The following is a 24,663-nucleotide window of genomic DNA, read 5'->3' on the forward strand; positions in this document are numbered from 1 at the left end:
AATCATCTTTCAAAAAATATCTTTCCGATACTGCCTCGCACCTGAATTTCATATCGACTTCAGGGAATAACGATAGATTTATTATTTTTTAGGAACTCACTGGTATTTTTTTTCAGTTACTGTTATTTTTTTACAAATATAAAGAAATCGCCATCTTGACTGGTAGAAAGCGGGCAACTGATTCATCACGGGTCTGCTCCCTTTTGTTTCACCTGACAAATGGCTCCCGTATCATTTCTTACTTTAACTATTTGCTATCAGGAGAAAAATATGGATAACAACGAATTTCGTAAACCATTAATTCAATCGGCAGTCATCATAGGTGCTATTGTCGTTCTTATATCCATGCTGTCACCATCTTCCGGTACAGCAACAGGTGGAGGGGGAGCAATATCAGTTTTCTCCGGTATCGGTAATACAATCCTTTTTATCTTCGGGCTTTCTTTTGCCCTCGCTTTTTCCATTTTTATTCTTGTTGCTATTTTTCTAGGGGCAGTTGCTCTTAATTCACCGGACTCGGCAGTACAGATGTACAGCGACTTAAAAAAAAACTTTTCTCAAAACCTGCTGACATATAAGGATAGGCTTTCATGCTGCTCCAGTTCTTCAAATATCAGCATTTCAGAGGAGGAATATAATACAATGATTCAAGAGATATCTCAGCTTCGTGAAAACAGTATTCAACTTGAAGAAAAAATTAAATCACTTGAAAATGATCTCCAGTCTCTGAATCAGAATTATTCCGCATTAACCTCCGAAAACGCAACTCTCAAAGTGAAATTTGAAGAACTTGAGCAGGCAGTTCAATCGCTCAGTTCTTTTGAAAAAGAAAGAGAATCGGTCATTGCCGATTTGTCAGCAAAAATTGAAACTCAACCGGACAATGATCTCAAGGGGCAATTACTTGAATTATCACACCTCCAAAAAGAGGCTCAGAAAGGAATTTCTTCTTTTTCAGAGCGTCTTGATGCTCTTGAAAAGAGTTTAAAACAATCCCCCACTGCTGGAATATTCTCTTATATAGAAAGCAGAGAAGATCAGAATCAGTTTATAAAATTTGTAGAAGAGGCTGTTTCCCAAGACATGACCTATTCCCAGATTGACACTTTCCTTACGGAAAAACTCAATCCTGAGCTAGATCAAATCATAAAAGAACATCCTGCATTAACAAAGACTTACATACGCAATAAAAAAAGAAAATAAGTGGAAGTATTGTTCATCTTTTATATTTTTCTTTTTTCTTCATTTTCCTCTTGACGGCTGGCGAGTAATAAAGTAGTTTGCCGCGGTCTTTTGCAGATGTTGATGCGTTTGTCATTTTGTATATGACGCTTCATTTGCTTGAAACAAAAGATGAAAACAGAGAACAAAGAGATTGACAGTTTAATATTTTTGTATTAAATTGTTTGCCTCACCGCGGAACTTGTACCGTGCGATTCGCTTGTTTTGAGCGGGTTGAGAGATGGTCCTTGAAAACTAAATAACAACATACAGCAAACGGGCCCAACGTGATTTTCAAATCACATTGAGCGATTTTTTTTTGTAATTCAAAAAAAGCAGAGCTCTTATATTTTAAGCACATATAAGTAACTGTTTCTCAAATTGAGAGACGGTCTAGGATATCAAACTGGAGAGTTTGATCCTGGCTCAGAACGAACGCTGGCGGCGTGCTTAACACATGCAAGTCGAACGCGAACGATTTTCTTCGGAGAATTCAGTAGAGTGGCGCACGGGTGAGTAACGCGTAAATAATCTACCCTCGCATCTGGGATAACCCACCGAAAGGTGTGCTAATACCGGATACGTTTTTACTGTTGCGAGACAGTGAGAAGAAAGGTGGCCTCTGATATAAGCTACTGTGCGGGGAGGAGTTTGCGTACCATTAGCTAGTTGGTAGGGTAATGGCCTACCAAGGCGACGATGGTTAGCGGGTCTGAGAGGATGATCCGCCACACTGGAACTGGAACACGGACCAGACTCCTACGGGAGGCAGCAGTGAGGAATATTGCGCAATGGGGGAAACCCTGACGCAGCGACGCCGCGTGGATGATGAAGGCCTTCGGGTCGTAAAATCCTGTCAGATGGAAAGAAGTGCATATTCATTAATACTGGATATGTTTGACGGTACCATCAAAGGAAGCACCGGCTAACTCCGTGCCAGCAGCCGCGGTAATACGGAGGGTGCAAGCGTTGTTCGGAATTACTGGGCGTAAAGCGCGCGTAGGTGGTTTGTTAAGTCAGATGTGAAAGTCCACGGCTCAACCGTGGAAGTGCATTTGAAACTGGCGGACTTGAGTACTGGAGGGGGTAGTGGAATTCCCGGTGTAGAGGTGAAATTCGTAGATATCGGGAGGAATACCGGTGGCGAAGGCGACTACCTGGCCAGATACTGACACTGAGGTGCGAAAGCGTGGGGAGCAAACAGGATTAGATACCCTGGTAGTCCACGCCGTAAACGATGTCAACTAGGTGTTGGGATGGTTAATCGTCTCATTGCCGCAGCTAACGCATTAAGTTGACCGCCTGGGGAGTACGGTCGCAAGATTAAAACTCAAAGGAATTGACGGGGGCCCGCACAAGCGGTGGAGTATGTGGTTTAATTCGACGCAACGCGCAGAACCTTACCTGGTCTTGACATCCCGGGAATCTTGTGGAAACACTTGAGTGCCTCTTTGAGGAGCCTGGTGACAGGTGCTGCATGGCTGTCGTCAGCTCGTGTCGTGAGATGTTGGGTTAAGTCCCGCAACGAGCGCAACCCTCGTCTTTAGTTGCCATCATTAAGTTGGGCACTCTAAAGAGACTGCCGGTGTCAAACCGGAGGAAGGTGGGGATGACGTCAAGTCCTCATGGCCTTTATGACCAGGGCTACACACGTACTACAATGGTAGAGACAAAGGGCAGCGACACCGCGAGGTGAAGCGAATCTCAGAAACTCTATCTCAGTCCGGATTGGAGTCTGCAACTCGACTCCATGAAGTTGGAATCGCTAGTAATCGTGGATCAGCATGCCACGGTGAATACGTTCCCGGGCCTTGTACACACCGCCCGTCACACCACGGGAGTTGGTTGTACCAGAAGCAGTTGAGCTAACTTTTCAAGAAGCAGGCTGCCAAGGTATGATTGGTAACTGGGGTGAAGTCGTAACAAGGTAGCCCTAGGGGAACCTGGGGCTGGATCACCTCCTTTTTAAGGAAGACGCATTAATTTACCTGGATCTTTGCATAATGCAGGGAGAGGAGTAAACAAGATGCCATTTCGGGGATTAACCCCGTTTGCTGGTTGTTATTTAGTTTTTGGGGCCATGCTGGTCTTTTTTTTTGTTTGAAAGTATGCATTAAGCCGGGCCTGTAGCTCAGCTGGTTAGAGCGCACGCCTGATAAGCGTGAGGTCGGTGGTTCAAGTCCACCCAGGCCCACCATACGGGGGTGTAGCTCAGTTGGGAGAGCGCCTGCCTTGCACGCAGGAGGCCATCGGTTCGAACCCGTTCACCTCCACCATGGGACGATCTGGAGTTACGAGCTGATTTATACTTTTAATGGTATTGAAGGTATAAATCAGGACGTAAGCCTGAGAGTAAAAAGAGTGATCTTTGATAATTGAATAGTAGAGTAGTACAAAATCCTTTAAGCGCGTTTTTCATGTGATACACAGGTCAATTGATCGTCGTATTGAGAGATGGAAGGCGGAGTTTAGAGGTTACAGTAGTTGAGATCTTAAAAGTTTAATCAAGAGTTTATGGATAAGCTATTAAGGGCTAACGGCGGATGCCTTGGCATCGGAAGGCGATGAAGGACGTGGCAAGCTGCGATAAGCTTCGGGGAGTTGTTAACAGGCTTTGATCCGGAGATTTCCGAATGGGGAAACCCGACAGGAGTTATATCCTGTCATCTGTTACTGAATACATAGGTAGCAGAGGCGAACGCGGGGAATTGAAACATCTAAGTACCTGCAGGAATAGAAATCAAAAGAGATTCTGTGAGTAGCGGCGAGCGAAAGCGGAACAGCCCAAACCGGTAAATTTATTTACCGGGGTTGTAGGACCCCAATGTGGGATTGAAAATGTATAGCGGAACAGTATGGAAAGGCTGACCAGAGACGGTGATAGTCCGGTACGCGAAATGCAGTTTCACCCTAGGGAGTTCCTGAGTACCACGAGACACGTGAAACCTTGTGGGAATCTGGGAGGACCATCTTCCAAGGCTAAATACTAACCGATGACCGATAGTGAACGAGTACCGTGAGGGAAAGGTGAAAAGAACGGGGGAACCCGAGTGAAATAGAAACTGAAACCGTTAGCCTACAAGCAGTGGAAGCACTATGTATTTATACAGTGTGACCGCGTGCCTTTTGCATAATGAGTCAACGACTTACCCTGTGCAGCGAGGTTAAGCCGCGAGGTGGAGCCGCAGCGAAAGCGAGTCTTAATAGGGCGAATGAGTTGTATGGGGTAGACCCGAAGCCGGGTGATCTATCCATGGCCAGGGTGAAGTCTCGGTAACACGAGATGGAGGCCCGAACCGATATAGGTTGAAAACTGTTCGGATGAGCTGTGGATAGGAGTGAAAGGCTAATCAAACTCGGTAATAGCTGGTTTTCTCCGAAATATATTTAGGTATAGCCTCATATGATGACTGACGGAGGTAGAGCACTGACAAGACTAGGGGTCCCACCGGATTACCAACTCTTTTCAAACTCCGAATGCCGTCAAGTTCAAGTATGGGAGTCAGACTACGGGAGATAAGTTCCGTGGTCGAAAGGGAAACAGCCCAGACCGTCAGCTAAGGTCCCCAAATCTATGCTAAGTGGGAAAGGATGTGGAATTGCAGATACAACCAGGAGGTTGGCTTAGAAGCAGCAACCCTTTAAAGAAAGCGTAACAGCTCACTGGTCTAGTGATACCGCGCCGAAAATTTAACGGGGCTAAGCATAGTACCGAAGCTACGGATCGCGCCTTTGGCGCGATGGTAGGAGAACATTGTGGCCGCCTGAGAAGGTACACCGAAAGGAGTGCTGGAGGTTCCACAAGAGCTTATGTTGACACGAGTAGCGATAATGAGGGTGAGAAACCCTCACGCCGAAAGCCTCAGGTTTCCTGTAGTCAAGTTAATCTGCTCAGGGTTAGTCGGCCCCTAAGGCGAGGCCGAGAGGCGTAGTCGATGGGAAACAGGTTAATATTCCTGTACCACTTTTCTGATGTTATGGTAAGGGGTGACGGAGAAGGTAAGGCCATCCGGGCGTTGGTTGTCCCGGTTTAAGCGTGTAGACGGAGGACTCAGGCAAATCCGGGTTCTTGTTAACGTTGAGGCGTGATGACGATGTCTTTGAGACAACAAAGTGGCTGGTTCCATGCTTCCTGGAAAATCCTCGTATCTAGTCAGAGATGTGACCGTACCGTAAACCGACACAGGTAGGCAGGTAGAGAATACCAAGGCGCTTGAGAGAACTCTGGTTAAGGAACTCGGCAAAATAGCACCGTAACTTCGGGAGAAGGTGTGCCTGCATGGTGAAGTTATTTACTAATTGAGCCTGGTCAGGTTGCAGTGAAATGGGGGGAGCGACTGTTTACTAAAAACACAGGACTCTGCGAAGTCGAAAGACGAAGTATAGGGTCTGACGCCTGCCCGGTGCCGGAAGGTTAAGGGGACGTGTTAGTCTTTGGACGAAGCACTGAACCGAAGCCCCGGTAAACGGCGGCCGTAACTATAACGGTCCTAAGGTAGCGAAATTCCTTGTCGGGTAAGTTCCGACCTGCACGAATGGCGTAACGATTTCCCCACTGTCTCAACCAGAGACTCAGCGAAACTGTAGTACCGGTGAAGATGCCGGTTACCCGCAACAAGACAGAAAGACCCCGTGAACCTTTACTACAGCTTGGCATTGGTTTTTGAGGTAACATGTGTAGGATAGGTGGGAGACTTTGAAGCGGTGACGCCAGTCATCGTGGAGTCGTCCTTGAAATACCACCCTTGTTATCTTAGGAATCTAACTGCGGTCCGTAATCCGGATCCAGGACATTGTCTGGTGGGTAGTTTGACTGGGGCGGTCGCCTCCTAAAGAGTAACGGAGGCGCGCGATGGTTCCCTCAGGCTGATTGGAAACCAGCCGTAGAGTGTAAAGGCATAAGGGAGCTTGACTGCGAGACAGACATGTCGAGCAGGTACGAAAGTAGGTCTTAGTGATCCGGCGATTCCGCATGGAAGGGTCGTCGCTCAACGGATAAAAGGTACTCCGGGGATAACAGGCTTATCTCCCCCAAGAGTCCATATCGACGGGGAGGTTTGGCACCTCGATGTCGGCTCATCACATCCTGGGGCTGAAGCAGGTCCCAAGGGTTTGGCTGTTCGCCAATTAAAGTGGTACGCGAGCTGGGTTTAAAACGTCGTGAGACAGTTTGGTCCTTATCTGTTGCGGGCGCAGGATATTTGAGGAGATCTTTCCCTAGTACGAGAGGACCGGGATGGACGAACCTATGGTGTACCAGTTGTTCCGCCAGGGGCATTGCTGGGTAGCTAAGTTCGGCAGGGATAACCGCTGAAAGCATCTAAGCGGGAAGCCCACTCCAAGATAAGATATCCCATGGCTTAAGCCATCTGAAGGCTCGTGGTAGACCACCACGTAGATAGGTCGGGTGTGGAAGTGCAGTAATGCATGGAGCTTACCGATACTAATCAGCCGTGCGGCTTATCCATATTTTTTGATTATTACTCTACTGGCTGCACTACTATTCGATTATCATGTTTTTTATAGAAGATAACAGTAGGCAGGATATAGTTGGCAGATTAACAACAGGTATCTGCTGATCAGCGCCCTGCCAACATAATATTTGTAAACTTTGCAGGGACGGTTTGAGAGGCAAGAGTAGTCTTCTCCCCTCACTCCTTACCCCTCACCAAATTTACGGCGGTCATAGCGAAGAGGATCCACCCGTTCCCATTCCGAACACGGAAGTTAAGCTCTTCAGCGCCGATGGTACTGCATGGGAGACTGTGTGGGAGAGTAGGTCACCGCCGTATCTCTTTAAAAAGCCCCAATGAGCTTCGCTCATTGGGGCTTTTTACTTTCAGGCTCTCCAGCAATCATAGCCAGCAGCAACGAAAAATATAAGCCATTAGCAGGAATATGTAGATTAAAATCGACTGTGGAATGTATCAGAATGGCTACTACCCCTGTTGTTGCACCTAAAGTGAAACCCCATTTTTGCCTGCTTTGACTTCTCATTTTTTTAAAACTGGTTTTAAAAACAGTATATAATGCCCAAAAAAACCAGGGGATAAAAAAGACTCCAAGTTCTGCAATAAACTGTAGGTAATCATTATGAGCCTGATAAAATCTGGCTGCAAATCCTGGTAATTGATAATGGGGAAAAACAGTGGAAAAAGTTCCAGGACCAATTCCCAGAAAAGGATTTTCTTCTATCAACATCCAGGTTCCCTTCCATACCATTACCCTTCCATTTAAACCGAGAATCGTTTCCTTGTCAGTTAATGAAAGTGCTCTTTGAAAAAGACTGGAACCAGAAAGTACAAAGAGTATGACAACTACACTGGCAATAAAAATTCCCAGGAGTAATTTTTTCCTTTTGAATTGTCTTCTTGAAAAGAGAACTGACACCATAAACAACATGGAAACTCCAAAAGCAAACCAACCGCCTCTGGAAAGAGCAAGAATATGACAAACAAGAAGAATCAACAATACTGTAAATAGAATAATTCGGATACTCCCATGCCTGGTTCGAGTAAGAAACAAGGAGATCAGAACTGGTATTGTCATTTCAAGATATCCTGCCAGATGGTTATGATTACCAAACGGTCCAGATAAAAATACATTGGAACCAGAAAGTTCAGGGTACATCCAGAGAACGGCCAGTTGCAGCCCACCAGCTTTAAAATACGCAATTAATGCTATGAAAAAAGATATACCAATAACAATATAAACAAATTCCCGCTGATCTTTTCGTGTTCTGAGTAAATTCACACTTAAGTAGAAAAAAAGAATATAGGTAATGAGCAGTGACAGGGCTTCCAGCGAATCCGGAAAAGATCTGCTTTGAATCAAAGAACACGCACATAAAAATAATAACGCTATAACTGGTTTATCAAAAGGTGTAGGGCAAAACAGTTTTCCCGAATTTTTGGTAACAATCTGTTCAAGAAATAAAAACAGCAGGGCAACAAGTATCCCTGTAATCATGACACCCTGCTGCCATGGATGCACACTTCCTCTGGCAAGAGGACAGAACAGAAGGATCAGATAGAGAGAGTATTTGGCTATCCTGCTGAAGGGATTTATTGTCTGATTCATTGTCAATTATCTTCTGTCTTTTTCAGCTTTTTTTGCAGGATGGCTTTTCTGTTTAGATATTTCTTATTTCCCGGTTTGATTCTCAGGGCTTTTTCAATTTTTTTTACAGCCTCGTAAAGATTATTTCCCTTTTCATATGCCATGGCAAGATGATAATAAAAATCAGCAGTTTGAGGCGATATTTCAGTTGATTGTTCCCAATCAGAGAGAGCTCCGCTATAATTTTTCATATTCCATCGTATCCATGCACGATGATTATAAAGCCATGGATTCATTCTGCTTGAAGAATAAATTGCCTGTGTTGCTTCTTTTTCTGCCTGCAACCACTTTTTCTGCCGTTGTAAAGACCTGGAAAAAGTCAGATGATAAGTTGTATTTTCAGGATTCAGTACAGTTGCTCTCTGAATTTTCAATTCCATTTCATCCCAGTTCTTTCTCAACTCTGCAATTCGCGCCTGTAAATACAGGCTTTCAGCTTTATACCTGGAGGACGAAACTCTCAACAGATGGGAAGTGGCCAGCTCATATCGATTCATTTTAATAAGGCATCGTGCTGATAAAATCTCCACTATATCAGATGGACGACATCGATCTTTTACTTTCTGAATAAAAGCCATAAATTCATTCCACCTGCTTTCATTCTTGTAAATGTACCAGATTTTGCTCAACAATTTGTCTTCACTCTTGCCATTCAATGCCAGGAGAAAATCATTTTCTGCCTCAGAAAACATACCAGCCTTGCAATACAGACGACCCAGTGAAAGATAATAACCGGACAAATCTGTGCTGTTCCAATACGGCATGACCTGTTGGTGGTACTTAAGTGCCGCTTTATAATCACCTTCCACTGATGAGAGATCAGAAAGACCTTTGTAGGCAGCAGCTGGATAAATTCGACCATGAGCAGCCCGCAGGAGAGATTCTCTCACTATTTTATGCATTGCCGGAGAATAAAAAACCTGGTTTTTTAACTGAAAATAAAGGGGTGGATATATGGATAGTGTATCTCCAAGAGTATGAACCAGCTCGCTGGACAATTTATTTTTATAACAATATTGTATGAATAATGTACGGGTATAAATATTTGCCGGCATCAAATTCAATAGGTACTGAAAGAGCGGCAAGGCCTTTTTTGTGTAAGGCGCCTTTTTTACAAATGGAAAAACTCTTTCAATACTACTGACAGATCTGGCCAGGCCGGTGAATGCATCAATATTCAACGGATCCAGGCCCGCGGCTCTACGATAATATTGCTCAGCTTCAAGCAACTTTTCCAGAAAGGAACCAATATCAGGTGAAATCTCAGCCTGCTTGAAAGAGATATCTCCTTTGAGAATATTCAAACGAATCAAATCATTTACAAAAAAAACTCCAGGCAACCATGCAACCGTCCCACTTATGTTATTAACAGCCTCGGAAACATAGTTTTTGCTGAGGTTTTCCTCTGCAAGCTGCCAATAATATCGAGCAACAGTAACCCTGAACAGGGACACAATTAAAATGAAAACACAGACAAGGATTACAACACGAAATATTCCATAGACATACTGACGTCTGTCATCTGAATTAACTGCCATAATAGGTCTGATAATATTTATAATATGATCCTTTTGTCATATCGGCTCGATTAAGAAGGATCCCGAGAATGTTCGCCTTGGCCTTGCTGAGTTGCTGAGTAACATCTTTCACAACAGTCCGATTTGTTTTTCCCGCCTCAACAACTACAACAACACCATCCACCTGTTTTGCCAGCAAAAGCACATCACTTGCAGGCATTACAGGTGAACTGTCAATAACAACAACATCAAACCTGTTTTTCAGTTGGGATAGAAGATAAGAAGTTTTAGCCGAACCGATCAATTCCGAAGGATTCGGGGGAATACTGCCGGAAGGCAACAGAAAAAGGTTTTTTTCTTCCGTTGGCAGGATATTCGATTCTATGTTGCTGCGAATATAAGGACTATAGATATCTGCTGAAAAAAGCTCCCTGGTCAATTGAGAAAAATTAACTGTCTGCAACTCAGCCAAATGTATTTCATCTTCTGATATCGGATTGACAGAAAACGTTCCGCTTTCCATTTCCACCGCAATTCTGAAAGCCTCCATTACCTGAACAGACAGGATTTTATTGAGTTCCTTCTCGTCAATAAGCCCAAGAGTCAACAATATTGATCCTAATCTACGAACGGATTTTTTCTGGTGTCCAAGAGCCAGATTTGCCTCAGTTTCATTCAGCAGCTTTTCCTTGACAAGGGTATTAGCCAGCTTTCTGGAATCAGGCCTGTTTTTCCAAAAAACATCAACCAGCTCACCCTTTAAAAAATAGAGAGCTATTTCGTTCTCTTTATTGCTGATATTTAAAACACAAGTTCGCTGCTGCAGAGAATTGAGTTGAATCAGATCCCTCAAACCATAGTCGGCTATTTCACCTTTATTTACAGGTCTACCCAGGATATCTGCAATGATATTAGAAAAACCCACAGCTTTCTTCACACCGAATCGAGAACTCAACCCCGGTCTGCGCAGATCAGCATCAACCATCAATACTGATTTACCAGTCTGTGATATCGTATAAGCTAGATTGGCAACAGTAGTTGTTTTTCCCTCTTCCTGGAGAGAACTTGTGATAACCAGAGAATTGAGATCCTTCTCCATCAGCGAAAAATATATATTGGTTCTCAAAGTTCGATAAGCTTCTGCATATCTTGATTTTGTGGAATAATTTACAAGAAGAGATTCCCGCCCCGGCATGTCTTTCTTTGTTGTTCGCAATTTTAACATCAATAATACCCTCCCCTGTCATTCCTGTCAGCTTCTGGTATGATTGAAAGCACAGGTAAACCAAGATAATTTTCCACATCCTCTTCTGTTCTTATACTTTGGTCTAAGTATTCCAGGAAGAACGCAATGCCAATTCCTCCAAACAAACCGAGGATCAGGCTTAAAAGAAAGTTTTTATTTTTATTTGGTTTTACTGGAACAAGAGGGGCTGTTGCCTGTTCAACAATACGAATATTTGAGGAGGCGCTACCAGTGACAACTCCTGATTCCTTCATTTTTGCCACAAGGGTATCATACAGGTTCTGACTGGTATCCATATTGCGCTGCAAAATTGTATACGTCAGTTCCTTACCGCTGGTATCCAGAGCATCCTGCTCAAATTCCGCAATATTTGCCTGCATCACCCGCTCGCGATTAAACAGCACAGTCCGCTGTACTTTCAGGTTTTCAATCTCTTTGGTCAGTTCCGCCTTCAATTTTGCCCGAACTTTGGCAACCTCACTTGAAACCTGTATCATTTTCGGATGTTTTGCCTTAAATACCTTGGCAAGTCGATTCTGCTCCAATTCAAGATTTGTGAGGTTTGAATAAATATCATCAATAGCCCTGTTATCTAAAATTGACCTGATATGGGCAATATCACTTCTTTCAATCGATTTCTTATTAATCTCTTCCAGTTTTGCGTCCAGTTCCTGTCGTTTATTTTTTGTTTCCAGGTACTCATTATTGAGTTCAGCTATCTTCTGATCAATAACTCTCTGCTTCCCGGCAAGAGAAAACACCTTATGAAGCTGCTTGTATTCGTAAAACTTCTTTTCATCGTCCTCAAGGCGCTTCTTCATGGCATAGACTTCCTTATTCAGCCACTCAAGGTTCTGGTTTGCAGATGAAAGCCTGCTTGCCAGGTCAAATTCTATATATTTTTTGGCGAGAAGATTAGCCAGCCTCGCTGCCATTTCCGGATTTTTATCCATTACACTTATCGTCAACAGACGGGTCTCCGGAATATTTTTTATGGTAATTTTCTTTTGAATTGCAGAAATCTGCTGATCGAGCTGCTCCTGTCCAGAAAGGTCTACTTTCTTGATTTTCAACAAAAGCCGGATATTATTTTTAAACCGTTTTACACCATTCTTCAGTCGAACAAGGACTTCTTTTATTACATTAGTCGACACTTCATCACCAGCAAGTTTCAACGCTTCCTGTGACGTTTCCAGTTCATTTAATAGATTCTGAATTACCGGCTTGGATTTGATCAAGGTAAAATGAGTATTGAAAGTAAGTTTCTGGGATCGTGCATCAATATATTCCATTCTCTGGCCGGTCAAAGGCGAAGCTGTAGATTCCCGTTCAATAGCCATTCTGGCAGAGGCCTGGTATACCGGTTGCATCATAAAACTGAGAACCATGGTCACAGTTACAGTCCCCAGTATAAATGCTATAACCAGTCCTTTTCTCTTTTTAATGACATCCCAGTAATCAGATAAATGTATTTCTTCCGGAAGCTTTTGCGGTTCCATCCTTAACCTCCCCCTTTACAACCAAGATTCCGGAACATTGATCCGGTCTCCCGGCTTCAGGGGAAGATCCTGGATCTTGCCCTTGATTACCTCTTCCAAATCAATTTTAATCACTTTCTGTTCTCCATTTTCAATCCTTACAATTGTTGTTCGGTTGGGGGCAGCATATTTATCAAAACCTCCAGCCATTATACAGACGCTGAGGGCCGTCAATCCTGGTTGGTAAGTATATAGATCTGGCTTTTTTACTTCTCCTGATACATACACTTTTGATTCATCCTGGTTTAACCCCTTTGCCAAAGGGATATATACGGAATCTCCCGGGACAAGTGTTATGTTGTGTGACATGTCACCCTCATCCAGAAGTTTGAGAAGATTCACCTTAATCGGCTGATAGCCTTTCTCTGCACCTTTTTCCTTGTCGCTTTTTTTCTTTCCTGTAAAGTCAAGACTCTCACGCAAGATATAGGCAATATTTCCACGTTCCAGGGTAACTCCCTCAGCTTTGGCGATAAGGTCCATTATCGTCGTTGCCGCTTTCATTTCATATTTACCTGGCTTTTTCACTGCTCCGGAGATTGAAAAATGAAGACTGTGGTATTCCTTGATTCGGATATGGATCTGCGGATCAACAAAATAATCTTTCTTAAGGGGTATGGAAACAGCATGTTCCAGTTCACTGCTTGTCATACCCCGGGCCATTATGGATCCGATAAAGGGGAAATTGACATACCCCCTGTCAGAAACAGTCAGATCAACGGCAATCTGCTGCTCTCCACCTGCAAAAATAAAAGCAGATATAATATCTCCTGGTCCCAGAGAATAGCTTTCTCCTGCACTAATCCACTCTCCCGTCAGCAAAATAAAAAGAAATAAAACTGACACTGCAGTATATAAGCCGAATCCCTTTCCCTTCATGTTCCAAATACCTCCACTACAATGCAAAATGAAAAAAACCTGCAAGGAAAAACAAAAAAAATCGACGAAGAAGTTTTCTTCCCCATCGATTTTTTAAATCGTCTTCCTCTTGTGAATCTATCTGCTGCCTAAATCGTAATCAAAATCCAGAGTAAACATGACAAAGGTGTCGTCATAATCATTACCAGCAACATTCGAATCTCTGGTTTCCAAACCGGCTTCCACACCAAACGTTAAATAATCCACAGGTGAATAGGCCAGACGCAGTGCGGCTAGATAAGTATCCTCGTCACGGGCATCCGTATCATAATCACTGTTCTGAAAGGCCGCTTTTACTGATGTCTCAAGCCTCTCAAAAAAACGGTAACCTCCCTCAAACCTGACGTATGAAGCAGTGAAATAATTGTCCCCAGTACCATCATCATTCATTTCCTGACCAACAAACAACCCAATACGACTTCGTGTCGTTTTGGGAGTGGAATCCGGATCCATGCCCTTAATTTGGATTTTCCACGAAAAAAGATCGAGATCACTAAGTCCACCTTCATCAAAACTGCGATGATGATATCCAGCACCTGCCTTGAGAGTGAAGTAATTCAATTCATGTTCATAATTCAATGACACCAAATTGGATACATAGTCATTGGAGTTCTGATCATATTCTCTCTGCCATACCTGATAATCCACGTAAACGGCTGCACTTCTGTTTAAAATATAGAACAGATCAAAAATTCCCCGATGTTCATTGGAATCCTCCAGACCTTTTTCATAATCAGTGATTGTGTGTCGGTACTTGGTCATTAAACCGAATTTATCGGCAAACTCGTAGTATATACTCGGCTCAAGATAATTGATTGTATATTTATCCCGGGCAATAGAATTACTGTTGCCATCGGATCGTGCCGGATCTCTTGTTACATACAGTTGGTCGGCAATACCAATATTCAGGCGATCCGTAAGCTGATGATTTGCCTTCAACTCACCTGTGAACCCAACAAAATTATCATCACTGGAATCCCTTACACCTGCAGGAGGAGTATCCTGGTCATCAAACCACTGAAAATCCACGGTAGCATCGACTGAAATTTCAGTTTTCGGGGCTTCATATCCGAAAACAATACCAGGTTTTGTATAATAGGTATTTACAGATACCTCATCATTTTCGGCTTTCCAGAAATTCGAGTTATTCATCACTCCACTGTGAATCTTCGGTTGAATGATTATTTTCGCCACAGCAGAACCATACAATATCAGCAACACACTCCCTGCCAGTAAAGCTTTCCACAATATAGACATTCTCAGTTTTTCCATGCGCCCCCCACAAAATAATCAATACTTTTATATACTCCTGATCATGTCGGACTGCCCGGTCGTGGTTTTCCTCCCGGACCAAAAGTACCGGGACGATTTCTAGGTGGCCTTCCCGCCCGGTTTCCCGGACCTTCGTAAGCTTCAAGAGCAGGATCAACAGACTTACCGAGAGCATGGTTTGCAGATACAAACAGATCTGTATCGTCAAGTCCGGTTATTGTTATGTTTTCCAGAGCCTGCATAATAGCTGCACTGAGCGCCTGCTGCCCACCCGGATAATTCGGATTGCGGGTGACAATATCCCTGACAGCTTTGGCAACTGCCTCTTTTGCGGCGAGAACCGGGTCCGCCCCACCTGCCACAGCAGTTACAATTTCCGCCTCAATCGCCGAGACATCAAACTCAACAGCTGCAAAAGAAAATACACTGGTCAGAAAAACCAGCGACACAGCCATTAACCAGATATGAACAATTTTTCCAGCCCTCCGTTGTTGCATGCCTCACTCCTCTAAAATAATTACAAAAAGCCGGATACACTCTATCCGACATAACTGAAATCCATAACTCGACCAGTCATACCCTCAATTGAATTCCATCAAAACCATTTTCCGGGCTATTTCATCTCCAACCAGTTTCCTGACAATTTTTATTGCCTTTGCCATAACAGGCTTTCGTTTTTTAATACAATGACCATCTGAAGCCAGGAATCGACTACAGGACATTTCCAGGATTTTGCGCGCAAGTACCTGGGGTTCTTTTCCGAAAATGCCTGTCAAACTGCCTGCGGTTATCTGCAGGGAGGCCCCCGCATTCACCATCCCTTCTAATATCTGGTTATTAGACAAAATTAATGAATTCCTTTCAGGGTGAGCAACTATACACCTAACTTTTTTGTTACGCAACAATTTGAATAATTCATAAACCGCACCAGGTAAAAAAACATCAGGTAATTCGAGAAGTACATCTCGCCCAAAATTTCCGAGTGTAAGTATCTTATCCTGCTCAACCAGATCTAAAAACTCAGGTGTTAATCGTATTTCCGCACCAGGAACTACCCGCAATTGAATATTTTCCCGCTGTAAAATAATATCAAAATCTTTACAGAGGTTCCTGATATCATATTGCTGACAATCATAGACACCATCAAAACAATGTGGCGTGGCGACAACTTCAGTGATTCCATCCTTGGCCGCTAAACGAGCCATTTTTAACGCTGTTTTCAGATCCCGAGGACCATCATCAATTCCCGGTAAAATATGACAATGAATGTCAATCAATACGTCTTCACCTCATCAAACAAATGCTTATCCACATATTTTGCCAAGATTTCGGCCGTTGCCCTGGGAGGGCGTACAGTTAAATAGTGATCAATAATCGCATGCCCTAATTCATGAGCCAGCATACCCTCATGGACATCTCTGACATTCAGAAATACTGTATTAAAATCATACACATACCACCCTCTAATATGGCATTTTTTCCCAAATATCTTCCGGTAGGCTCTCTTCAACTGGTCAGAGTTTGAAAAAAGTCGAACCCGAACTTTTCGCATCCTTTTTCTCATGTCAAGAATTGCCTGAACCTTTTCAAAAAGCAAGTCAACCTTACGTATAAGTTCTTTTTCCTGATCTAAAGAATTCGATGAACTGAAAAAATCGGAGAGCGACGTGTTTGGTTCGTAATCTATCGCATTATTGAAAAGCACCATATCTTCTCGGGAATTAAAAACCAACGAAGTATGTTTTGTGACGACTTTATATTTCCCGGTGTTGGCACCACATTCCTCATGCCAGAAAAACAGATCAACTCCGCAGAGAAACAGAAACGTGTAAAGAGCTAATAATATTACACTTACTCTGCTTTGCATTGTCCAACTTTATTACAGTTTGAAATTTGAGTCGATACTCTTTCGACATTCTTCCAACTCATCCAGAAAAGCCTGTGGTACATTCTGAGCTGCTGCATTTTCAGATATTTTCTCCAACTGCAACCTGACATCGGAAAGTCTTCGATTCAAACTGCCAACCATTTCATTGAGATTTTGAGCCACACCGGTAAACTGATCTCCATTTCTGATCCGCACTTCCTTCCTCAAATCTCCCTGCGAAATATCCTCCAGATCTTTTTCAAAACGAAACATCGGTCCTGCAATTTTATGCGATATGACAAGAGTCAGCAGAAGAGCCACTATACCAACCACCGCAGTGGTAATAATATTAGTCACTATGACAGAAGGTAGAATTGCCAGAGCAGTCTTCTCTATTACCAGCCTGGAACCGTTAAATGTTGATGTCAGCGTTTCCTGAGTGGAAACTATAGTGATAATCGTTGACAGGATTGCACCAAAAAGTAAAACAACAATAAACTTCAAAATGAAACGGGTCTGAAATTGTCTGTTAATGAAATACTGTCTTCTTTTCAGATTCAGAGATCTTTTTTCATCCATCAGTTGCTTTTTTGATTTACTTTTTCCGCCAATCCAGGGTCCTGTATTTCTATCACGGCCCCGGCCTTTAAATCCTCGATCCATTCTTCCAGGCGCGCTGTTACCTTCTTCTGTTCCAGAATTCGCGCTATTTCCTTTTTCATTTCCTCTTCACGCCCTTCAGGAAGATTATCTTTATTTTTTTTATAATATGCCTCAATTTCTTCTTCGGAGACAATAACCGTTTTTTGGATCTGAGTTCCTTTTTCCTGCAGAAGATCACGGATAAGAGTACTTTCCCAATACCGTTGAATTGTCTGACGAAAACTTTCCCGCTGATCCAGCTCCCTTTTTTTTGCTTCCTGGATAAGCAGTTGCGTCTGAATAAGGTCTTTTATGAAATTTGCCCGGGTGTCCTCAGATAAGTAAAAATTGCTGTTAAGCTGTGCCTCATATTTGAGCATTGCATCCACATCATCACGAGATATTCTGTAGTCATTAACCCGTACTAAAAAATGTTCTTCCTTTGCCGAATCTCCAGAACATCCAAACAGAGAAAAAACTATCCCCATTATTAAAATCGTATATTTCAACCTAATTCCCTGTTCCAATTCCATGCACAAGCTTTTTTCTTATTGTGGTTACCACCCTACCTGGCACTCACCAACAGAGCAGACTAAAAAGGCTCAATATTTAGTGGCTATTGCGAACCAGTCGTACTTATTACCACCATTACATATGATATGCCATAGGTAGAAATACCCATTTTTACTGCTTCTTTTCTTACAGAAACACTGATAACAAAAATATTTTTCGGTTTGAGTACCAGACCGAACACCAGATAAATTATTTAATCAGGAGATTGGAGACGAAAAGTTGAAACATAAAATGAAACTGCTGGAAATAGTAATTGGAAACTGGCAATCCTACTTCGGTAAAATCATTACAAATTCAGAACCTCCTTCATTTCCCGAAACCACTTCAATGCTGCCTTCATGCCCATCAACAACCTGTTTCACGAAGCTCAACCCAAGGCCAAAACCTTTTTCTTCCGGCTGAACTTCCCCTCGACTGAATTTCTGAAAGATTCTTTTTCTATCCGCAAAGGCTACACCAGGACCCTCATCCCTGACCGAAAGTAACAGGTGTTCTTCCTGTTCAGACATTGAAAAAACCACTCTGCTTTTTTTCGGGCTGAACTTAACTGCATTGTCAAGTAGATTCAAAATGGCCTGGGTCAGCAGAGGCTCATCACCTAGAATCGGAGTTACCCTGTGAGGGACCTTGATCACCAGGTCAATATCCTTTGTATCGGCCATATGCTCTATTGCACTTTTGGCGTCATATACTACGCTCAGCATATCCAGGGGAAATCTGTTTATTTTATATCTTCCACTTTCGACCCTGGCAATATCGAGGAAATCCTCGATCATTTTTCCAAGTCTTCTCGACTGGGAACAAATCTCTTCAGCATACATCTTTTCGTCATTTTCCAGAGATACTGTGAGCATCTCTCCATATCCGAGAATTGTTGTAAGTGGAAGTTTCAGTTCATGGGAAACAATATTCATGACTTCCCCTTTTAACCGTTCCAGTTCCTTTATTTCAGTAACATCCGTAAAACTTGCGAGAATTCCGTGAAAACATGATACAGGATTATCAACTCCATGAAGAAGAACACGACAATATCTTTTCCACCCTCCCTGTAACAGATCGATATCTACAACCCTGTCTCCATGCGCCAAAAGTGAATCCAACTGCAATACCTCATTTTTTTCATCTTCCGGCTGCTTTTCTGAAAGAAAGGACAGGAACTCTTCAAAACCGGGTAATGCTGCTTTATTTCCAGAAACTTCGTTCCAGAATGAAGTAAAACTGGTATTTGTCAGAACCATTTCCCCACTGCCTTTTTCCCACAGGGCAAGTGGTGGCGTCTCTTTGCTCAACAGATGATTGACAAAATGGTGCTGCAACGTCAGTGCCCGTATACTTTCTTGCATGACAAAGAGATGATTCCTCAAACCTCCGGACCAATATCCACCAGACTGTCCCTTCTTTTTCTGAAAAACCGTCGGCAATGTTTCATAAACCTGTTCAACCCCTTCTTTCAGCTGTTTTTCCAACCATTTGATTTCAGCAACGAGCTCCCGAGCCACCCAGAATCCCTGGACAACAAGATGAAATGTATAGGCAGTCAGCAAAACAAAGAGAGGAATCGACGGATCTATAAACAGACCACCATGAAAACCGGCAATAGCAACAAGAGAAATGATTCCTCCACAAAGAAGAAGAACCAGCAGGTTCCGTCTGACTCTCCCACCGGGCCATACGATGAGCGCGATGAGAAAAATTACCAGAATATACAGATAATTGAGCCATGACAGCGGTTGCAGAAAACTCTCTTCCAACAAATTATTGAGAATTGTTGCCTGCACCTCCACTCCAGGCAGGGGATATTTTCTGCTGAAAGGAATAAGATGAACATCTCCAAGGGCTCGAGCTCTGGCACCCACCAGAACATACCTGTCCTTAAAAAATTCCGGTTTTATCTCCCCCGAAAGGACATCAGCATAAGAAACATAGAGGAATGTAAATTCTGGACCATAAAAGTTTATTATCCGGGGCTCAAAAAGATTGCTCCAGGAAGAGACAGCATCTTCACCATAAACTGAGAGAGCGAGAACAGGGAACCCATGGGGCGGTTTCAGCACAACCTGCTTCACCCGGCCAGCGGTACCGAGAATTGTCTCAATATGACCTTTTTTAATTTTGCTGCCAAGAGAAGGGCTTGGAAAAATCATCCTGCCGTTATAATCACCGGCTATTGCCACACTGACGGGAGGACTCTCGCTGACAACCCTGCGAAAATACTCATCTCCTACTGCCGGCCTGTCAAAAAGAATATCAAATCCAATTGCTGTTGCCTGCTTGAGTTTACCCAGGAGTCGGCCATGAACCCGCCGGTCAAAAGGCCAGGCTCCTAATTTTTTCAATGAGTGTTCATCGACACCGACAATGACAATTGACTGACTGGTTTCAGCTGTTCCCCGAATATTAAAAAGCAGATCCAGGGCTATATCCGATAACCAGGGATAGATCTCTGTTCTTCCCACAAGCAGACAGAACATTATTGTCAGAAAAGGACTGAGAAAACGGTTATAGGGCCGAAGACGATGCATCTATAAAATGATGACAAGGCAGGTCAGAAAAAAAAGAGCCACACCGGCATCGAGTATCCCGAAAGGTTCCTGTTCAATTGTGAGAACCTGGTAAGGCGTCCAGGGACTGACCTGACCATCACTGAGGACTCCACGAACCCTTACGTAATAATTCGCCGGTTCCAGGTAATCAATGAATTGGAAAGAGGGCTCCACAAGACCACTCTTATCCACTATAAGACTGTGAAATTCCTTGTCTTTGGCAACCTGAAAATCATAAACAATTCCATCTCCCATGGATTCCCAGCGCAAGACAACATTTTTCCCGGTCACCGGTTCAAAATTGTCCAGCGAGGGCTGTTCTACAATTTTCCAGGAATCAACCCGTGAAAAATTTGAATGAAAACCGTCATCAGCTATTGCCTGAAGACGGAAATAATACTCTCCTGGAGTCAGTTCCGCTGTTGTATACTCACTCTCTTCCTGAATTTTTTCTTCAATTATTGTCTTAAAATTCCGGTCCCTTGCCAGTTGAATAAAAAACTTACCTGCCTCAGCCCCCCTGAGCCATTTATGGCTGATATTTTTCTTAAAAAGTGTTTTCCCTTCCAGGGAATCAGTAATAATCGGCGCGGATGGAACTGTTCTTACTCTGATCTCAAAAGGTCCTGTGGGCAGACTTTCGAAATGTCGTTCATCAATCTGCGTCAGATACCCGTAGTAAGTACGATCTTCAAGGGCCATGAGAGTAAACTGTTGGCCAGCTTTTATAAGCTGTTCGAAAGCGGTATGCATTCCTTCTGAATCAGTTGCAACACGCAATCGCAGGGATGTTGTTGCCTCCAGCCCCGGAACAGTCAGGACAACCGGCAAAGTTTTATATACAGAGGCAAGCCTTGGAAGTGGTGGAGACGGTGGCAGATCCCGGGGCTGCCGGGGTGGTTCCCCGGCTATGACTTTCAATCCTTTGCCTTTTTCCACCGCAATTGTTTTTCCAGATGCCTGAACCCCGACAATACCCTTAATTGTTTCAATAATATTGGCATTTCCGCCAGTGACTTTCATTCTGAATTCTGTCCCGCGGACGCCTGTGACAGATACAGGAGTTTTCGTAAAAAATGTTTCATTTCGTTTCAGCCTTGATTTCACAGAATGAACAATACGACCCTTTTCAAGAAAAAATTCAGCCTTCATGCTGTCGTCAGTCAGGCGAACCAGGTACGTCATGGAAAATCTGGTTCCTCCGGCAAGCCGGGTATATCTGTTATCGGGGAAAATAAGAAATGCGAATCCATCCTCTTCTGTCACCACAGTCTGACCTGGCCTTACATGATCACCTTTTTTCAACGGTATCAGTGTATTGTCGTTTTTCAGAACGAAAACACCCCCACTGACCGAATCTACTTTTGCAAAAAGCTTTTCAGTCAATAGAAGGGAAAGAGGCACCTGCAATGTCTGTCCGGGGTAAACAGTAAAGGGAGGATTAATCCTGTTAATTCGGGCAAGAATTTTCCAGTCGTCACGAGAATTACAGTAATCCCTGGCAATATGTGTAAGGTTACTACCATCCTTTACAATTATCGGAATTAGAGTTTCGGAGCGACAAGGTGAAACAGAAAAAGACAACAATACCAACAGAAAGAAAAACAGCTTTCCTGTTTGATTTTTAAGTAACATGCAATATTTCACCATCACATCCTCCAGGCAACCGAAAACCGGAGAGAGCACGAACTTAAGCCACTCAACCTCAAGCAGCTTCAAGCTTATAACCGATTCCGGCCACTGTGACTATTTTAAATTCAGGATCTCCCATTTTCTGAAGCTTCCTGCGCATATTAGCAATATGCATCACAAGTGCTTTTGTTTCAATATCATTATTATATCCCATCACTTCTTTCAGTAACTCCGCATGGGAAACTGCTTTATTTTTGTTTCGGGCAAGAAAACAGAGAAGATCAAATTCCGTTTTGGTGAAATGAAGCTTAATACCATCTTCATCCACAATTTCTCTTGCCTGGACCTGAATCTGCAACCTCCCGACCGAAAGGATTTCATTTTCTTTGTTATCATCCTTCTGCATGCTTCTGCGTAACAGGCTTTTTACCCGTGCAAGGAGTTCTCTCGTACTGAAAGGTTTGGTAACATAATCATCTGCTCCAAACTCGAGCCCTTTCACCTTATCGTCAATCGTATTCTGATCGGTAAGCATGATAACCGGCGTCTTCAGTCCAGCCTGCCTTAAGACCGCCAGGACAGTCAGTCCGTCCACATGGGGCATAATCACATCAAGTATGATGACATCCGGCCTGTTCTGTTCAACCCGTGCCAAAACATTTCTACCATCTTTTTCAGTCGCAACAATGGCTCCCCGGGCAGTAAAAAATGTCCGCAACAACATGAGGATCCCCGGGTCATCTTCCACAATAAGAATTGAAACACCTTCCTGTTCAAATTTGTCCATTTTGTATCCGTTGAATTGTTTAATTAAAGATCAAAACCCGCTTTCTCATGATTATTGTGTTATTTTTGATATGATTTTTTTTAATTCACAAAACCGTCACGACTTCAGGATATCTTTACCAATCACACACACTCAGTAAATGTTGCTGCGGGGAGAAAAGATTCATTTGATGGAAAGAAACAAAAGACAGGCCACCATTTAAGGGGAGAAACAAACCGTATTGCCACCCCACCCTCCTCACGCCTGGCCACATATCCGGAACTGCGAATTATCAGGCAGCTGCCACTCACTTCCACTGAAATATCCACATCAACATCATCTCCAGGTTCAAGAGTCTTCAATACGGAACTGTCACTTGAAAAATATATGCTTTCAATAGCAATATCTCTGAGATTGCCTTTGATAACATCTCCGCTTTTAACAGTAATTTCCACAGCTGCAGAATAATGAAGCCTCATTCGCTCCCTTCTTTCAAAACAATCCCCAATTATATTTCCCATTCTCCACCTCTTATTTAGGATCCCTTCTTTCCTGAATTTTTAAGCAATAGGCCCGCCAAGGTCAACAAAGCTCACCTCTTTTTACCAAATGCTTACTGGAGATGAACATATTACAGGAATAAACATCAAAACCCTCTCTCCAACACCATTTGAAGGAATAAAAAATTTCTTCCTTTTTTCTGTCCGGATTTCAAAAATGACATCATTTTTGATATCATCAAATTATACTTTTATCTGAATCCGTATAGGTCGTTGTAATTTTGCCTTAAATAATATACTTGGAAATACGGTTAAAAATTTAACATAGTTGATTCATCAATAATTAACGTTCCTAATAAGATATGACTGTTTCAATCGATTTACTGTCAACTGCTCCATCCTCCACTTCATTTCCAGACCGGGTCAGACGTCTTGAATTGAGCAATGAACTCCAGGATAAGATCCTGAATCAACAAATATATTCGAAAACAGCAGGACATTTGAAAACTGGCTATCCATTGTTAACCAGAAAAGATGAACAGGAGCTCGCTACAGAAATGCTCCTCTACCGTTACAAATTTACAGAAACAGTATACAGATCCACTCTTTTCCGCCAGGCTGCTCTTACGGTTATACAGAACATCTATCTCTTTCAGAATAGAAAAATATTCCTGAAGTCATCAGCTGCAACCCCTGAACTGGAAAGACAGGAGGCTCTCCTGCTGTTCAGTTGCCCCGTGAAGGCAAAGGGAGAGCTCAATCTGGAAAAAACATTTCAACATTCAATTCTGGCTCGTATCTGGAACCGGATCACTTCAAACCAGCAGGACAACTATTCAAACCGGCAGGAATTTATCAATTTACAAACAATTGTCGAAGAATTGAATACCCTCAGAAATATTTATATGATCCTTTGCCAGGGTCTTGTTCGCAAGCTGGTGACACACATCAACAGTATTTACAGGCAGTCTATCTCATTCGATGATGCGATACAGATTGGAGAATTCGGTATTGCAAGAGCTTCCTATCGATATCACATTTTCAGTGGAGTACGTTTTTCCACCTATGCGTCAAAATGGGTTTTCAAGGAAATCCAGCGGCAGGCTCTGGGGGACGTCTTATTAAAATTTCCGCAAACACTGTTGAGCGATACGCAAAAGCAGCTAAAGAAAACAGTCCTAACCTTCAAAAGGTCAAGAAAGAAATAAAAGGAAAAACAGCCATATGCCAATCTATCGAGTTCAATGCCCTCCTCAATGAACAGATCAGCAGTGTATCATCACCAACGGAAAATGCGCTTGAAAAAAAA

At 43.0% G+C, this 24,663-nt stretch carries 18 protein-coding genes, 2 tRNA genes and 3 rRNA genes; 7 read left to right on the top strand and 16 right to left on the bottom strand.

The window, feature by feature from the left end; genetic code table 11:
* Nucleotides 1-302 precede the first annotated feature (302 nt).
* Nucleotides 303-464, bottom strand: a complete 162-nt coding sequence (locus tag LO777_RS09285) for a hypothetical protein (protein WP_228857203.1) — start codon at nucleotides 462-464, stop codon at nucleotides 303-305.
* A 178-nt stretch (nucleotides 465-642) separates the two neighbouring features.
* Here LO777_RS09285 and LO777_RS09290 point away from each other — a divergent pair, with 178 nt between their 5' ends.
* The 6 genes from LO777_RS09290 (at nucleotide 643) to rrf (ending at nucleotide 7,013) form a co-directional block, all read left to right on the top strand.
* Nucleotides 643-1,203, top strand: a complete 561-nt coding sequence (locus LO777_RS09290; RefSeq protein ID WP_228857204.1) for a coiled-coil domain-containing protein — start codon at nucleotides 643-645, stop codon at nucleotides 1,201-1,203.
* Between the two features lie 421 nt (nucleotides 1,204-1,624).
* A 16S ribosomal RNA gene (locus tag LO777_RS09295) occupies nucleotides 1,625-3,186 on the top strand.
* A gap of 155 nt (nucleotides 3,187-3,341) precedes the next feature.
* A tRNA-Ile gene (locus LO777_RS09300) sits at nucleotides 3,342-3,418 on the top strand.
* A 3-nt stretch (nucleotides 3,419-3,421) separates the two neighbouring features.
* Nucleotides 3,422-3,497 (top strand) — tRNA-Ala (locus tag LO777_RS09305).
* A 240-nt stretch (nucleotides 3,498-3,737) separates the two neighbouring features.
* Nucleotides 3,738-6,689, top strand: a 23S ribosomal RNA gene (locus tag LO777_RS09310).
* Between the two features lie 207 nt (nucleotides 6,690-6,896).
* Nucleotides 6,897-7,013: ribosomal RNA gene (gene rrf, locus LO777_RS09315) — 5S ribosomal RNA — on the top strand.
* Together the 16S, 23S and 5S rRNA genes with 2 tRNA genes alongside form the textbook arrangement of a ribosomal RNA operon.
* Nucleotides 7,014-7,041: 28 nt before the next feature.
* Here the strand turns inward: rrf and LO777_RS09320 are convergent.
* The 15 genes from LO777_RS09320 to LO777_RS09390 all read right to left on the bottom strand — a co-directional run bounded on the left by LO777_RS09320 (nucleotide 7,042) and on the right by LO777_RS09390 (nucleotide 23,375).
* Nucleotides 7,042-8,190 carry an O-antigen ligase family protein gene (locus LO777_RS09320; protein WP_228857205.1) on the bottom strand — a complete coding sequence of 383 codons (1,149 nt, stop codon included), beginning with the start codon at nucleotides 8,188-8,190 and terminating at the stop codon, nucleotides 7,042-7,044.
* A 113-nt stretch (nucleotides 8,191-8,303) separates the two neighbouring features.
* A complete protein-coding gene (locus tag LO777_RS09325; RefSeq protein ID WP_228857206.1) occupies nucleotides 8,304-9,878 on the bottom strand; it encodes a tetratricopeptide repeat protein in 1,575 nt (524 codons plus the stop codon).
* Entirely contained in the window at nucleotides 9,868-11,082 is a 1,215-nt protein-coding gene (locus tag LO777_RS09330; RefSeq protein ID WP_228857207.1) for a polysaccharide biosynthesis tyrosine autokinase, read from the bottom strand. The genes LO777_RS09325 and LO777_RS09330 overlap by 11 nt, the downstream gene beginning before the upstream one ends.
* A complete protein-coding gene (locus tag LO777_RS09335) occupies nucleotides 11,082-12,602 on the bottom strand; it encodes a GumC family protein (protein ID WP_228857208.1) in 1,521 nt (506 codons plus the stop codon). The genes LO777_RS09330 and LO777_RS09335 overlap by 1 nt, the downstream gene beginning before the upstream one ends.
* A gap of 15 nt (nucleotides 12,603-12,617) precedes the next feature.
* Nucleotides 12,618-13,520 carry a polysaccharide biosynthesis/export family protein gene (locus tag LO777_RS09340; RefSeq protein WP_228857209.1) on the bottom strand — a complete coding sequence of 301 codons (903 nt, stop codon included), beginning with the start codon at nucleotides 13,518-13,520 and terminating at the stop codon, nucleotides 12,618-12,620.
* 117 nt (nucleotides 13,521-13,637) lie between these two features.
* On the bottom strand, nucleotides 13,638-14,831 hold the full coding sequence (locus tag LO777_RS09345) for an outer membrane beta-barrel protein (RefSeq protein ID WP_228857210.1): 1,194 nt from the start codon (nucleotides 14,829-14,831) through the stop codon (nucleotides 13,638-13,640).
* A gap of 41 nt (nucleotides 14,832-14,872) precedes the next feature.
* Complete coding sequence (locus LO777_RS09350; RefSeq protein WP_228857211.1) at nucleotides 14,873-15,328, bottom strand: hypothetical protein; 456 nt, start codon at nucleotides 15,326-15,328, stop codon at nucleotides 14,873-14,875.
* Between the two features lie 84 nt (nucleotides 15,329-15,412).
* On the bottom strand, nucleotides 15,413-16,108 hold the full coding sequence (locus LO777_RS09355) for a tyrosine-protein phosphatase (RefSeq protein ID WP_228857212.1): 696 nt from the start codon (nucleotides 16,106-16,108) through the stop codon (nucleotides 15,413-15,415).
* Nucleotides 16,105-16,698 (bottom strand): hypothetical protein, encoded by a 594-nt coding sequence (locus tag LO777_RS09360; RefSeq protein WP_228857213.1) that lies wholly within the window; start codon nucleotides 16,696-16,698, stop codon nucleotides 16,105-16,107. The genes LO777_RS09355 and LO777_RS09360 overlap by 4 nt, the downstream gene beginning before the upstream one ends.
* Nucleotides 16,699-16,710: 12 nt before the next feature.
* Entirely contained in the window at nucleotides 16,711-17,277 is a 567-nt protein-coding gene (locus LO777_RS09365; RefSeq protein ID WP_228857214.1) for a methyl-accepting chemotaxis protein, read from the bottom strand.
* Entirely contained in the window at nucleotides 17,277-17,849 is a 573-nt protein-coding gene (locus tag LO777_RS09370) for a peptidylprolyl isomerase (protein ID WP_228857215.1), read from the bottom strand. Before LO777_RS09370 ends, LO777_RS09365 begins: the two co-directional genes overlap by 1 nt.
* Before the next feature lie 333 nt (nucleotides 17,850-18,182).
* Nucleotides 18,183-20,435 (bottom strand): CHASE2 domain-containing protein, encoded by a 2,253-nt coding sequence (locus LO777_RS09375; protein ID WP_228857216.1) that lies wholly within the window; start codon nucleotides 20,433-20,435, stop codon nucleotides 18,183-18,185.
* Entirely contained in the window at nucleotides 20,436-22,091 is a 1,656-nt protein-coding gene (locus tag LO777_RS09380) for a FecR domain-containing protein (RefSeq protein ID WP_228857217.1), read from the bottom strand.
* 70 nt (nucleotides 22,092-22,161) lie between these two features.
* Nucleotides 22,162-22,875 (bottom strand): response regulator transcription factor, encoded by a 714-nt coding sequence (locus LO777_RS09385; protein ID WP_228857218.1) that lies wholly within the window; start codon nucleotides 22,873-22,875, stop codon nucleotides 22,162-22,164.
* 122 nt (nucleotides 22,876-22,997) lie between these two features.
* Nucleotides 22,998-23,375 (bottom strand): hypothetical protein, encoded by a 378-nt coding sequence (locus LO777_RS09390; protein WP_228857219.1) that lies wholly within the window; start codon nucleotides 23,373-23,375, stop codon nucleotides 22,998-23,000.
* A 341-nt stretch (nucleotides 23,376-23,716) separates the two neighbouring features.
* On the opposite strand from LO777_RS09390, the gene LO777_RS09395 reads away from it, so the two are divergent.
* The gene (locus tag LO777_RS09395) at nucleotides 23,717-24,562 is read left to right on the top strand and encodes a hypothetical protein (protein WP_228857220.1); all 846 of its coding nucleotides are present in this window, start codon (nucleotides 23,717-23,719) and stop codon (nucleotides 24,560-24,562) included.
* Nucleotides 24,563-24,663 lie beyond the last annotated feature (101 nt).

It is taken from the genome of Desulfomarina profundi, from assembly GCF_019703855.1.
GTDB lineage: Bacteria > Desulfobacterota > Desulfobulbia > Desulfobulbales > Desulfocapsaceae > Desulfomarina > Desulfomarina profundi.

Coding starts and splice junctions, on each gene's coding strand:
- LO777_RS09320 (WP_228857205.1), bottom strand. CDS start 8,190: ATGATTACAGGGATACTTGTTGCCCTGCTGTTTTTATTTCTTGAACAG.
- LO777_RS09340 (WP_228857209.1), bottom strand. CDS start 13,520: ATGAAGGGAAAGGGATTCGGCTTATATACTGCAGTGTCAGTTTTATTT.
- LO777_RS09385 (WP_228857218.1), bottom strand. CDS start 22,875: ATGGACAAATTTGAACAGGAAGGTGTTTCAATTCTTATTGTGGAAGAT.
- LO777_RS09395 (WP_228857220.1), top strand. CDS start 23,717: ATGACTGTTTCAATCGATTTACTGTCAACTGCTCCATCCTCCACTTCA.
- LO777_RS09365 (WP_228857214.1), bottom strand. CDS start 17,277: ATGGATGAAAAAAGATCTCTGAATCTGAAAAGAAGACAGTATTTCATT.
- LO777_RS09290 (WP_228857204.1), top strand. CDS start 643: ATGATTCAAGAGATATCTCAGCTTCGTGAAAACAGTATTCAACTTGAA.
- LO777_RS09285 (WP_228857203.1), bottom strand. CDS start 464: ATGGAAAAAGCGAGGGCAAAAGAAAGCCCGAAGATAAAAAGGATTGTA.
- LO777_RS09325 (WP_228857206.1), bottom strand. CDS start 9,878: ATGGCAGTTAATTCAGATGACAGACGTCAGTATGTCTATGGAATATTT.
- LO777_RS09350 (WP_228857211.1), bottom strand. CDS start 15,328: ATGCAACAACGGAGGGCTGGAAAAATTGTTCATATCTGGTTAATGGCT.
- LO777_RS09390 (WP_228857219.1), bottom strand. CDS start 23,375: ATGGGAAATATAATTGGGGATTGTTTTGAAAGAAGGGAGCGAATGAGG.
- LO777_RS09330 (WP_228857207.1), bottom strand. CDS start 11,082: ATGTTAAAATTGCGAACAACAAAGAAAGACATGCCGGGGCGGGAATCT.
- LO777_RS09380 (WP_228857217.1), bottom strand. CDS start 22,091: ATGTTACTTAAAAATCAAACAGGAAAGCTGTTTTTCTTTCTGTTGGTA.
- LO777_RS09360 (WP_228857213.1), bottom strand. CDS start 16,698: ATGCAAAGCAGAGTAAGTGTAATATTATTAGCTCTTTACACGTTTCTG.
- LO777_RS09335 (WP_228857208.1), bottom strand. CDS start 12,602: ATGGAACCGCAAAAGCTTCCGGAAGAAATACATTTATCTGATTACTGG.
- LO777_RS09345 (WP_228857210.1), bottom strand. CDS start 14,831: ATGGAAAAACTGAGAATGTCTATATTGTGGAAAGCTTTACTGGCAGGG.
- LO777_RS09375 (WP_228857216.1), bottom strand. CDS start 20,435: ATGCATCGTCTTCGGCCCTATAACCGTTTTCTCAGTCCTTTTCTGACA.